Source organism: Modestobacter sp. SYSU DS0904, from assembly GCF_054051115.1.
Genome location: NZ_JBJHAQ010000063.1, coordinates 1 through 11,534, shown reverse-complemented (window position 1 = coordinate 11,534; position 11,534 = coordinate 1). Strand labels below are relative to the sequence as shown.

Below are 11,534 nucleotides of genomic sequence, written 5' to 3'. Positions count from 1 at the left end.
CGCCCGCGCCCCCCCGCCCCCCGCCCCCCCCCCCCCCCCCCCCCCCCCCCCCCCCCCCCCCCCCCCCCCCCCCCCCTACGAGGAGAACTCAGACCAGCCGACGCGCGGTGTTGTAGCCCCACATGTCGATGCTGGCGACGCGGACGACGTCGCCGGCGCTCGGGGCGTGGACCATCAGCCCGTTGCCCAGGTAGATCCCCACGTGACCGACGGGGGAGTAGTAGAAGACCAGGTCACCCGGCTGCAGGTGGGCCCGGTCGACGTGCACGCCCATCGTCGACTGCACCCGGGACGAGTGCGGCAGCTCGATGCCGGCGGCCCGGAAGGCGAACTGGGTCAGGCCCGAGCAGTCGTACACGTTCGGCCCGGCGCCGGCCCACACGTAGGGCTTGCCGAGCTGGGCCATCGCGGTGTTGATCGCCACCTGGGCGGCGGAGTTCGGCGCCACGGTCGCCGCGACGGGTGCGGCGATCGGAGCCGCGGCCTGCGGGGCGGCGCCCCCGGCGTTGGCCTGGGCGGCGAGGGGGGTGAGCACCACGCCGGCACCGGTGAGCAACGCGATCAGCGCGCCCTTGGCCGAGCGGGTGGAACGACGAGCAGAGGTGGTGCGCAGGGTCGTCATGGAACGACGGGTTCTCCTTGTTCTCCTCAACCGCCTACCGAGTTAGCTGACGGGTTCGGGCGGGGAACTCGCCCGGCTCGGCCACACCTGCGTGCGGCCGTGCTTCACCCCAGAACTGCGGTGGGTCCCCGGCCCAGGCGGCGGCTGCAACGTGCGCAGACGCCGTCCGGTTCGGCGGTGCCAGCCGGGTGTCACCACAGGCGGTGACGGTCGGACCCGGTTGGCCGCGATGACGCTAGGTCGGCGCATCGATGTCCGCAGCCGCCGTCGCGCACCGGATCCGGACGGTCTCGGAAAGCGACTCGCCGTCGCGACCGTGGCAAACGTGAAGCTGGCCCCGGCGTGTCTCAGAAAGTTATGAACCGGCTGGACGGCGGCGTGTGACCACGCTCGGTGTCGGGCTGTGGACGACCCGTTGGGCGGATGGCGCCCGCGCGACGGGGGTCGCCGAGGCACCCCCGTACGCAACAGCGCCGCCGAGGATCACTCCTCGGCGGCGCTGTCGACGTTCTGGTGCTGCGGATCAGACGATCTGCTCGCCGATCCCGAACTGCACCGTGCCGTCGGGGCCGGCGGCGGCGTCGAGCGTCTTGTCGTCGAGCAGCTCCGCGGCGCGGGAGTCCAGGAAGACCCGCGCCCCGGCCTCGTCGAGCACCGCGTCGTCCTCGGCCGGCACGGCCGCCAGGCTCAGCTCCAGGTTCGCGCCGGTCGGGTCGTTGGCGATCCGCAGCCCGCCCGACTCCGGCACCTCGGAGTGGCCGAGGATGCCCTTGATCGCAGTGGCGGCGCCATTGGTGAGGGTCAGCATCGTGCGGGGTCCTCTCGGTTGCAGGGGGCCCAGCCCGCCGGACGTCGATGGCCGGCGGACAAGGCGGTCGACCTGAGACGGTTCGCCTCGCACTCCCAACCTCCCCGGTGCCCGGGGGCGAGGTCAACCCTCGTCACGCACCCGCAAAGAAGCCCGCGCCCACCGCCTCGGTGGCGGTTATCGGCTGACCGGTGCCCGCCCGCGTCACCCGGCCGGCCCGCACCGCCTGCGCCAGCCCCGCCTCCAGCGCCGGCATCAGCACCGGGTGCAGCCGGCGGTGCCCGAACACCGCCAGCGTCTGCGCCACCAGCTGCTCCAGCGCCAGCCCGCCGCTCGACCGCAGCAACGCCACCATCGCGTTCCCGATCTCCTCCGGCGGCACGTGCTCCAGCGGCCGGTCACCGGCCGACCCCTGCCGGCGGAACCCCGCCCACGACGCCGGGTCCACCCCCTCCGGCCAGAACCACTCCGCCGCCGGTTCGGGCAGCAGGGCCAGCAGCTCCGCCATCCGCGCATCCGTCAGCCGCGGCACCTCGAAGGCCCGCGCCGCCCGGCGGGCCAGCCGCTCCCGGTGCACCGGCCCCTCCGCGGCGATCCCGTCCACCAGCACCTCGCGCACCAGCCGCGCGGTCGTCGGGTCGTCCAGCCGGCGCAGGTCCCGCGGCTCACCCGCCGACCCCGGCGCCCACGGCACGAACGGCTCCTCCCCGGGCAGCCGCACCGGCGGCACCACCGGCCGCGCCGGCACCCTGCGCGGCGCGTCCCGCGAGGCGGCACCGGAGTCCGACACCGCACCGGAGCCCGACGCCGCACCGGAGCCCGAGCCGGAGACCGAGCCCGGCGGGTCCTGTCGAGTACGTGCCGACGGCGACGGCAGCGCCGCCGGGAGACGGGTCGTGCGCACCGCCGCAGCCAGCCGGTCGAGCACCGCGTCCCGGTCGGCGAGCCACTCCGGCAGCCACACCCGCTCCACCGCCCAGCCGCGCGCGGTCAGCGCCAGCACGGGCAGCTCCAGCCGGTCGCCCAGCGTCGCCGCGCCGTCCGGCCGGTCGAGCAGCACCGCCACCCGCGGCTGCCCGGGCGCGTCGGCCGGGGCCAGCGCCACGTCGATCCGGAAGCCGGACAGTCCGACGTCGGTCTGCACCGCCAGCCCGCGATCGCGCAGCGCCGCCGCCACGTCGTCCCGGTGCGCGTCGTGCACCGGGCCGGGCACGCCGTCCCGCGGCGCCGCCGCGGCACCGCCGGTGACCACGTCGAGGAAGGCCCGCAGCTCCCGGACCCCGCGCTGCGCGGTGCCCGTCGGCACCAGCGCCGCCGGTGGGAACGACGCGTGGACCAGCAGCTGACGCCGGGCGCGGGTGACGGCGGCGCGCAGCCGCCGCTCGCCGCCGAGCCGGTTGAGCGGGCCGAGGTCCAGCGGCAGCCCGCCGCGTTCGTCCAGCGCGGCGCCGAGGGAGAGCAGCACGACGTCCCACTCCCCGCCGCGCACCGCCGCGACCTCGCCCACCACCAGGTGACCGGCGTCCAGCGCCGCCCCGAGCCGGGGGTCCGCCGCCCTGCGCAGCAGCTCCTCGACCAGCCGGCGCTGCGCGGCATGCAGCGTCAGGACGGCGATCGACGGCACGCCGCCGGGGGAGTCGGCGAACCGCCGGGCCACCTCGGCCACCACCGCGGCCGCCTCGACGGCGTTCGTGCCCCGGGCGGGCCCGGTCGGCGAGAAGCGGCCGTCGACAGGGACCAGCGCCAGCGCCGGACCCGGCACGGCCCCCGGGAAGGTGCCGACCGGGTGCACCGCCCGCGGGAAGGCGAACAGCAGCTCGTTCTCGCTGCGGTGGTGCCAGGCCAGCTCACGCCGGGGCACCCCGGCCCGCAGGCAGGCGGCCAGCAGGCCGTCGTCCTCCGCGACCGGCTGGTCGCCGACCACCACGGCGGCGGTCGCCCGGCCCAGCGCACCCAGCGCGTCGGCGACCGGCAGCCGGCCGGCGTCGACCAGCACCACCAGGTCGAAGGAACCCGGCTCCGGCGGCAGCAGCCGGGCCACCTCGTCGGGGGTGGCGAGCACGCAGCTGCCCGGGCCCGCGGTGGCGAGCACCCGTCGGGCGGCTGCGGCCCGGGCCGCCGCGGAGCCGGTGAGGAACCGGCGCACCGCCGCCTCCTGCGCGCGGGCGTCGGCGGCGGAGAGCCCGGCGGCCGCCGCCCGTTCGGCGACCGACGCCTCGGCCAGCCCCCGGTCGAAGGCGGCGACCGCCTGCTCGGCCGGGACCGCCCCGGAGACCAGCGCGTCCCGCATCTCGGTGAGCCCGGCGGCGTCCAGCAGGTGCACCGCGCGCAGCAGGTCCAGCCAGTGCGCCAGCGACGGCAGGCCGAACTCGTCGATCGCCCGCCCGGCGCGGGTCTCCTCCCAGCGCGCCACCAGCCGGCGGTCCCCGGCCCAGGTCAGCAGCCGCTCCGGGGTGGTCGCGCAGGCGCCCGGCAGCTCGGCGAGGGCCCGCTGCAGGGCGCGGACGGTGGCGGCGCGGGCGGGGTCGGGGGTCGGCGCGGTGTCCAGGAAGCGGCGCAGCGCGGGGGTGTGCGCCGGGTTCGCCCGCAGCGCCGCGGCGAGCCGGCGGGCGGCCTCGATCTGCGCGTCGAGCAGGTCGACCTCGGTGAAGGGGTTCCAGTTCCACGGCAGGTCGACCCCCGGCAGCTCCCGGGCCCGCGCGGCCAGCTCGCGGGCGGCGGCCTGCACGGCGACCAGCTCCTCGGCCAGCAGCGGCAGCTCGGCGGGGGGCACCTGGGCACCGGGCAGCAGCGCCGGGGTCAGCTCGGCGAGCACCGCGGCCAGCCGCTTGCCGCGGCCCAGCCGGCCGGAGGTCGCCGCCTGCCGGGCGTTCTCGGCGATGGCGGCCAGCGGCAGGTCCAGCACCGCGGGGTCGGCGACGTCCAGGCCCGGGTGCTCGTCGGCGGCGAACAGCGCGACGTCGGCGCGCAGCTCGGCGACCGCCTCCTCCCACTCCGGCGTGCCCGCCCGGTCCAGGTCGGCCAGCGGCACGGCGGGACCGTCGAGGAGGACGGCGACCGCGGTCAGGTCCGCCGGGGTCGGCGCGGCGGCCACCACCCGGGCGATCGGGCCCGGCGGCACGGCGTCCAGGGCGCGGTCGACGGCGCGCACCGCGGCCTGCACCGCCACCGGGTCGACGTCGGCCGAGTCGAGGAACGCCCACGGGTGCCCGGGCTGCGGCCGGGTGCGGGCGGCGACCTCCGGCAGGTCGGCGAGGGCGCCGCGCACCGCCGCCGCCGTCCGGGACGAGGCGTTGACCACGAACGTGGACGGCACCGGCAGCGACGGGATCGCGGAGCCCGCCGCCAGCAGGGCGGCGGAGGCGCCGTAGAGGGAGAGCCCCGCCGAGTTGGGTTCGTGCAGCCGGGCGGAGTACCCGATCAGCTGCTGCCGCAGCGGGCCCAGGTCGGGGACGCCGGGCAGCGGTGCGTCCGGTGCCGGGTCGCCGGTGAGCAGGGCGGACAGGCCGGCGTCGGCCAGCCGCGCGGCGACGGCGTCCAGCGCGGTGCGCCGCGGCGCGACGACGAGCACCCGGCGCCCCGCGGCGGCCACCGCGGCCACGGTGTTCGCGACCGTCTGCGCCTTCCCGGTGCCCGGCGCGCCGAGCAGCACGAAGGTGCGCCCGGCGCGCGCGTCGGCGACCGCGGCCAGCTGGCCGGCGTCGGCCGGCAGCGGGAGCGTCGGAGCCAGTGCGTCGAGGTCGGCCTCGGCCGCGTCCCGCGCCGGGAACGGCTGGCCGGGGCGCAGCAGCACCGGCACCAGCGGGTTGCGCAGCGCGGCGGCGCCGAGGTGCTCGGCGTCCTGCCGCACCCGGGAGGCGGCGGCCGGCAGCAGCGCGAGGTCGGCGCTCGGCTCGATCCGCGCCGACGCCCCGCTGCGGGCCAGCGCCTGGCGCAGCGCCAGGACCAGGTCGCCCGGGTCCGGCTCGGTCGGCACCGGCAGCGAGATGCCGTGCCGACGGCGGAGCTCGGCCAGCAGCTGCGCGTTCGCCGTTCCGCCGCCGGTCGGGTCGGCGACCAGCCGGAACGAGCCGTTGGCGCCGGCGGTGAGGGTCACCGGCAGCAGCACCAGCGGAGCGCGCACCACCCGGCTGTCCGGGGTCCAAGTGACCGAGCCGAGCGCCAGGCACAGATCGTTGCTGCCGGTCTCCTCGATGACGGCGCGGGCGCGCTCGGCCAGCTCACCGAGCTGCTCGCCGTAGGTGGCCGACGGCAGCTCGGTGTACAGGCCGCCGTGCTCCACCAGCAGCTCGGACAGCTGGTGCGCCGGGAGGTCGCGGGCCGCGCGGATGCCCCGGCGGCGGGCGGCGGCGCCGAGCTGGTCAACGGGCAGCAGGGTCAGCGGGGCCCCGTCGGTCAGCCGCCCGGCGAGCGCGGACAGCCGGCCGGCGGGCACGGTGAGCGCGACGGCGCCGGCGAGGTCCAGCGGCTGCGGCGCCGGCAGGGTGGCCAGTGCGGTGGCCAGCGGGGTCGCCGTCCGGGGCGCCGGCCCGAGCGGCCGGACGCCGTCCCACCGGGCCCGGTGCACGTCGGTGACCCCGAGGAGCCGGTGCCGGTCCCCGGTGAGCCAGGTGGCGGCCGCCGTCCGGTGCAGGTCGCCGAAGGTCGCGGGCGGGGCGCCGGCGTGCAGCAGGGCCGGCTCGACCAGCTGGATCGCGCCGTCGTCGACCAGCTCGGCGAGCCCGGCGACGTCGGTGGTCGCGGTGTGCTCGGCGCCCGGGCCGCCCCGCCACCAGCCGAGGAAGGCGTGCGCGGGGCCGGCGTCGTCGGCGGTGATCCACACCAGCGGCCGCAGCCCGGCGTGCTCGAACGCGGCGGCCAGCGTGAGGACGGTGTCCAGGTCGGTGCCCGCGCGCTCGTCGAGCACCTCGGTGGGGGTGCGGATCCGCAGCGGGGCGTCGGCCCAGCAGGCTCCCGCCCGGAGCGGTCGGATGCCGCGGCGCCGCATCGCCTCGACGATCGCCCCGGCGGCCTGGTCCAACTGGGCGGGGTCCACGTCGGTCAGCTCGCGGCGGCCGGTGCGCAGCCGCAGGTGGTCCGCGGCCGCGCCGACCAGCCCGGCCACCGCCGGGTCGTCGGGCCGCACGTGCGCGGCCAGCAGCTCCAGCGCCAGGGGAACCGGCGCGGCCAGCCACTGCCCGGAGCCGAGCACCCGCACCGGGGTGCTCACCCGCGCCCGTTCCTCGCCGTCGTGCTCGACCTGCACCTCGACCTCGCCGGGCGCGGTCTCGGTCAGCGCGCCCAGCGCGGCCGGGTCGAGCAGCAGCGGGACGTCGAGCAGCACGGTGGGCCGGCCGGGCAGCAGGTCGGCGCGCAGCTCGACCGGCGTCGCGAGCCGGCGTTCACCGCTGCGGACGCCGACGGTGACGCGGGCGCCCAGGATCTCCTGGTCCGCGGTGAGGATCAGCCGGGTCACCACCGGCACGGCGAGGGAGGCCAGCGCCTCGCCCAGCACGGGGACGCACTCGGCCTCGATCGCCACCGGCTGACGCGGGCACGGGGAGTCGCCCATGCGACCTGTCTACCCCCGCGGAACCGCGGAGTCCGGGAGCCCGGCCGGGATGTGACGGATGAGGTCCCGTTCGTCCCGGCCGGCCCGGAGAACTCAGGGGACGACGACGGCGCGGCCGCGGATCGTGCCCGCGTGCAGTCGCCGGTAGGCCTCCGGTGCCTCGTCGAGGGTGAACCGCTCGACCTCCACGTGCACCGCCCCGGCCCGCGCCAGGTCCAGCACCTCCATCAACTCGGTCCGGGTGCCCCAGTACGGCGCCCGCACCGCGGCGCCCATCGGGGTGGAGAAGAACCCGGTGGGCAGCGTGCCGCCGCCGATGCCGACGATCTGCACCACCCCGTCGATCGCCACCACCTGGCGGGCGAGCTCGATCGTTGCCGGCGAGCCGACGATGTCGAAGACCGCCGGCGCCCCCACCCCGCCGGTCAGCTCGCGGATCGCCGCGGCGGCACCGGCGTCGGAGCGCAGCACGTGGTGGGCGCCCACCTGCTTCGCCAGCTCGAGCTTCTCGTCGCTGATGTCCAGCGCGACCACGGTCGCCCCGGAGATCGCCCGCAGCAGCTGGATGGCCACGTGCCCGAGCCCGCCGGCGCCGATCACCACCGCCGTCCCGCCCGGCTGCAGCGCGCCCAGGCTGGAGACGATCGCGTGGTACGGGGTCAGGCCGGCGTCGGTGAGCGACACGGTGGCCACCGGGTCCAGGTCGCCCAGCGGCACCAGGTGCCGGACGTCGTCCACCAGCATGTACTCGGCGAGCGCGCCGGGGGAGCCCAGCCCGGGCGGCTGGATGCCCAGCTCGGCGGCGCGGGTGCAGTAGTTCTCCGCGCCGCGGGCGCAGGCGTAGCAGAGCCCGCAGCCCCACGGGCCGTAGACCGCCACCGGGTCACCGACCGCCACGCCGGTGACCCCGTCGCCGAGGGCGTCGACGACGCCGGCGCCCTCATGCCCCAGCGTCAGCGGCAGGCCGTAGACGTACTGGTCGGCCGGCAGCCCCATGACGAACGCGTCGGAGTGGCACAGCCCCGCGGCGGTCACCCGCAGCCGCACCTGACCCGGGCCCGGCTCGGGGGTGGGCACCTCCACCACCTCCGGCTCGCCGCCGATCGTCCGGTACTGCACCGCGCGCATGGCTCTCCTCCGCTCGTCCGTGGGCCGCCGGGAACGCCGACCCGACGCCGACGCTAGGTGCGCGGCGACGCATGCGGGAGGGTCGAGAGACCCTGCGCGATCAGGCCCAGCGGGTGAGCTTCTCCGGGTTCATCACGATCCAGACGTCGGTGGCCCGGTCGCCGGTGACGCCGAGGGTGAGCAGCCCGCGGACGGCGTCCCCCTCGCGCCACAGATGCGCGACGCCGTCCCCGGTGGTGACCTCCTCCACCCGGGCCGCCGGGTTCTTCGCCAGCACCCCGAGCAGGAAGCGCGCCACGTGCACCGGCCCGTGCACCGGGGCGCGCGCGGCGCTGACCAGGCCGCCGCCGTCCGAGCGCAGGGTGACGCCGGGGTCCAGCACGGCCACCAGCGCGGTGAGGTCGCCGCCGGCGCAGGCCGCGACGAAGGCGCGCACCACCGCGTCCCGCCGGGCCGGTGTCGGGGCGCCGTCCCGGGCGGCGTCGACCCGGCGACGGGCCGAGCCGGCCAGCTGCCGGCACGCCGCGGGAGTGCGCCCGACCGCCTCGGCGATCTCCCCGAACGGCACCGCGAACACCTCGTGCAGCACGAACACGACCCGCTCGGCCGGGGTCAGTGACTCCAGGACGACGAGCAGCGCCAGGCCCACCGAGTCGGTCAGCGCCGCCCGCTCGGCCGGGTCGTCGACCGCGTCGACCGGCACCGGCTCGGGCAGCCACTCGCCGACGTAGCGCTCCCGGCGGGCCCGCGCCGACCCGAGCGCGTCCAGGCACACGCGGCTCGCCACCCGGGTCAGCCAGGCGGCCGGCCGGTCGATCGCGGCCCGCTCGTCGTCGGTCAGCCGGTACCAGCGGGCGAAGGTCTCCTGGACGGCGTCCTCGGCGTCGGCCACCGTGCCGAGCATCCGGTAGGCGACGCCCATCAGGTGCCCGCGCTGCTCGTCCACCGTCACCCGGGCAGCCTCACATCCCGGCGGGCTGCGTCGTCAACAGGGCATGACAACACCGCAGCAGCTGAGGATCGCCGTCGCCGGGGCCACCGGGGCGGTCGGCCGGCACGTCGTCGCGCAGGCCCGGGCGGCCGGGTACACCGTCGTCCCGCTGTCGCGCGGCACAGGGCAGGACGTCACCACCGGCGCGGGGCTCGACCGGGCGCTCGCCGGCGCCGACGTCGTCGTCGACGTCACCAGCGTCGTCACCACCAGGGCCCGGGTGTCGGTCGACTTCTTCACCCGCGCCACGGAGCACCTGCTCGCCGCCGAGGAGGCCGCTGGCGTCGGCCACCACGTCGCCCTGTCCATCGTCGGCATCGACGGGGAGACCAGCGGCTACTACGCCGGCAAGATCGCGCAGGAGCGGCTGATCGCCGCCGGCCCGGTGGCGTGGACGCTGCTGCGGGCCACCCAGTTCCACGAGTTCGCCGGGCAGCTGGTCGGGCGGACGGCGGTCGGCCCGGTCGTCGTCGTCCCGGCGCTGCGGGCGGCGACCGTCGCCGCGAGCGAGGTCGCCGGGGCGCTGGTCACGCTCGCCGAGGGAGCGCCGCGCGGGCGGGTGACCGATCTCGGCGGTCCGGAGGAGGCCGAGCTCGCCGACCTGGTGCGCCGGTGGCTCGCCGCGACCGGGCAGCGCCGCCGGGTGCTCCGGGTGCCGCTGCCCGGCGCTGCCGGCCGCCGGATGCGCGACGGCAGCCTCGTACCCGGGCCGGGCGCCGACCGGGGTCGGGTCACCTTCGCCGAGTGGCTCGCGGGCGACGCCGCCGAGGTGCGCTGACCTGTTGGTTGACGGTTGCGACGGCGGTCCGCTGGGCACGCGGGCAGCATGGCCGAATCCGACGCCGCCCGGTCCCGTCCGCCCACCGGCCGGGGAGCGACCCGATGAGGGTGCGTGGGCTCTTCGAGCGGGCCACCGGGGCGGTCGAGCGGTGGGAGCAGCTCGACGCGCCGGGCTACCAGCTGGAGCACGGCGTCGCGCTGACCTTCCTGCTGACCGGCCGGTGGGCGCGGCCGCTGCAGGACCTGCTGCACGGCGTGTGGCTGGGGCACCCGCTGCACCCGGTCCTGGTGACCGTGCCGATCGGGGCGTGGAGCAGCGCGCTGCTGCTGGACGGTCTCGACGCCGCCGGCCGTGGTGGCGCGGCGACCGGCCAGGCCGCCCGCACCGTCGTCGGGCTCGGGATCACCGGCGCCGTCGCGTCGGCGGCCACCGGGCTCACCGACTGGCAGCACGCGCACGACGGCGCCCGGCGGGTGGGGATGGTGCACGCCGCCGTCAACTCCGCAGCCCTGGGCCTCTACGTGTGGTCGTTCACCGACCGCACCCGCGGGCGGGCGGTGCGGGCCCGGGTCACCGCCACGGCCGGCTTCGCGCTCACCCTGGCCGCCAGCTACCTGGGCGGGGCGCTGTCCTACCGGCACCGCCTGGGGGTCGACCACAGCGAGCGCAGCAGCGAGCCGCGCCGGTTCACCCCGGTCGCCGCAGCCGCCGACCTGCCCGAGGGCGAGCCGGTCGGCGTCGACGTCGACGGCGTCCCGGTCGTGCTGGTCGCCACCGGTGGCGAGGTGCGCGCCGTCGGTGGCCGCTGCCCGCACCTGGGCGGGCCGATGGGGGAGGGGTGGCTGCACCGCGGCGAGCTGGTCTGCCCCTGGCACGGCTCCCGGTTCTCGCTGGCGGACGGCGAACCGGCACAGGGGCCGTCGACCGCGCCGCTGCCCTGCTTCGACACCCGGGTCCGCGACGGGCAGGTCGAGATCCGCCGCCGGGCGCACTGGCGCAGCCCGACGGCGGTCACCACGGTCGAGGAGGCGTCCCGATGAAGGCCGACGAGGTGCTCACCGCGCACCACGACGTGCTGCGTGGCCTGCTCCGCGACCTCGCCGAGAGCACGCCGGAGCAGACCGACCGTCGCCGGCGGCTGCGCGACGAGCTGCTGCGGGAGCTGGAGGTGCACACCCAGATCGAGGACGAGCTGTTCTACCCGGCCGTCGTCGACGTCTCCCCGCTGCTGTCCCTCGCGCACGCCGAGCACCGCCAGATCGACGACCAGCTCGCCGTGGTGATGCGCCTGGCGCTGGACGACCCGGAGTTCACCGCCGAGGTGCGGATGCTCGAGTCGACGCTGCGGCACCACACCTTCGAGGAGGAGCAGCGGATGTTCCCCCAGTCGCACGCCCTCGGCGAGGAGCGGCTGGAGCAGCTCGGTGCCCAGCTGCAGCAGCGGCAGCGGGAGCTGGCCCGCTCCGGCGGGATGCGGCTCATCGTCCGGCTCAAGCGGGCCACCCTGCGCACCCGCCCCTGACCCCCGCCGGGGGGGGGGGGGGGGGGGGGGGGGGGGGGGGGGGGGGGGGGGGGGGGGGGGGGGGGGGGGGGGGGGGGGGGGGGGGGGGGGGGGGGGGGGGGGGGGGGGGGGGGGGGGGGGGGGGGGGGGGG

Annotated in this window: 8 protein-coding genes and 1 riboswitch; of the genes, 3 read left to right on the top strand and 5 right to left on the bottom strand. The window is 77.9% G+C overall.

Annotated features, from left to right (window positions below; genetic code table 11):
• Nucleotides 1-88: 88 nt before the first annotated feature.
• The 5 genes from ACI79U_RS20945 to sigJ all read right to left on the bottom strand — a co-directional run bounded on the left by ACI79U_RS20945 (nucleotide 89) and on the right by sigJ (nucleotide 9,061).
• The gene (locus ACI79U_RS20945) at nucleotides 89-622 is read right to left on the bottom strand and encodes a C40 family peptidase (protein WP_457072198.1); all 534 of its coding nucleotides are present in this window, start codon (nucleotides 620-622) and stop codon (nucleotides 89-91) included.
• A gap of 17 nt (nucleotides 623-639) precedes the next feature.
• Nucleotides 640-775: riboswitch (cyclic di-AMP (ydaO/yuaA leader) on the bottom strand.
• Nucleotides 776-1,145: 370 nt separating this feature from the next.
• On the bottom strand, nucleotides 1,146-1,430 hold the full coding sequence (locus tag ACI79U_RS20940) for a Fe-S cluster assembly protein HesB (RefSeq protein WP_457072196.1): 285 nt from the start codon (nucleotides 1,428-1,430) through the stop codon (nucleotides 1,146-1,148).
• Nucleotides 1,431-1,563: 133 nt separating this feature from the next.
• Entirely contained in the window at nucleotides 1,564-6,981 is a 5,418-nt protein-coding gene (locus ACI79U_RS20935) for a DUF4011 domain-containing protein (protein WP_457072194.1), read from the bottom strand.
• 93 nt (nucleotides 6,982-7,074) lie between these two features.
• Nucleotides 7,075-8,109, bottom strand: coding sequence for an NAD(P)-dependent alcohol dehydrogenase (locus ACI79U_RS20930; protein ID WP_457072192.1), 1,035 nt, complete (start codon nucleotides 8,107-8,109; stop codon nucleotides 7,075-7,077).
• A 100-nt stretch (nucleotides 8,110-8,209) separates the two neighbouring features.
• Entirely contained in the window at nucleotides 8,210-9,061 is an 852-nt protein-coding gene (gene sigJ / locus ACI79U_RS20925; protein WP_457072190.1) for an RNA polymerase sigma factor SigJ, read from the bottom strand.
• A gap of 43 nt (nucleotides 9,062-9,104) precedes the next feature.
• Between sigJ and ACI79U_RS20920 the strand changes: the two genes are divergently transcribed.
• From ACI79U_RS20920 to ACI79U_RS20910, 3 genes are all read left to right on the top strand, one after another.
• Nucleotides 9,105-9,878: an SDR family oxidoreductase gene (locus ACI79U_RS20920; protein WP_457072188.1), complete on the top strand. Its 774-nt coding sequence runs from the start codon at nucleotides 9,105-9,107 to the stop codon at nucleotides 9,876-9,878.
• A gap of 104 nt (nucleotides 9,879-9,982) precedes the next feature.
• On the top strand, nucleotides 9,983-10,921 hold the full coding sequence (locus ACI79U_RS20915) for a Rieske 2Fe-2S domain-containing protein (protein ID WP_457072186.1): 939 nt from the start codon (nucleotides 9,983-9,985) through the stop codon (nucleotides 10,919-10,921).
• On the top strand, nucleotides 10,918-11,403 hold the full coding sequence (locus tag ACI79U_RS20910) for a hemerythrin domain-containing protein (RefSeq protein WP_457072184.1): 486 nt from the start codon (nucleotides 10,918-10,920) through the stop codon (nucleotides 11,401-11,403). The genes ACI79U_RS20915 and ACI79U_RS20910 overlap by 4 nt, the downstream gene beginning before the upstream one ends.
• Nucleotides 11,404-11,534: the final 131 nt, after the last annotated feature.

Excerpts from the sequence above, each read along its gene's own strand:
- ACI79U_RS20945 (WP_457072198.1), bottom strand. The coding sequence starts at position 622 with ATGACGACCCTGCGCACCACCTCTGCTCGTCGTTCCACCCGCTCGGCC.
- ACI79U_RS20940 (WP_457072196.1), bottom strand. The coding sequence starts at position 1,430 with ATGCTGACCCTCACCAATGGCGCCGCCACTGCGATCAAGGGCATCCTC.
- ACI79U_RS20935 (WP_457072194.1), bottom strand. The coding sequence starts at position 6,981 with ATGGGCGACTCCCCGTGCCCGCGTCAGCCGGTGGCGATCGAGGCCGAG.
- ACI79U_RS20930 (WP_457072192.1), bottom strand. The coding sequence starts at position 8,109 with ATGCGCGCGGTGCAGTACCGGACGATCGGCGGCGAGCCGGAGGTGGTG.
- ACI79U_RS20920 (WP_457072188.1), top strand. The coding sequence starts at position 9,105 with ATGACAACACCGCAGCAGCTGAGGATCGCCGTCGCCGGGGCCACCGGG.
- ACI79U_RS20915 (WP_457072186.1), top strand. The coding sequence starts at position 9,983 with ATGAGGGTGCGTGGGCTCTTCGAGCGGGCCACCGGGGCGGTCGAGCGG.
- ACI79U_RS20910 (WP_457072184.1), top strand. The coding sequence starts at position 10,918 with ATGAAGGCCGACGAGGTGCTCACCGCGCACCACGACGTGCTGCGTGGC.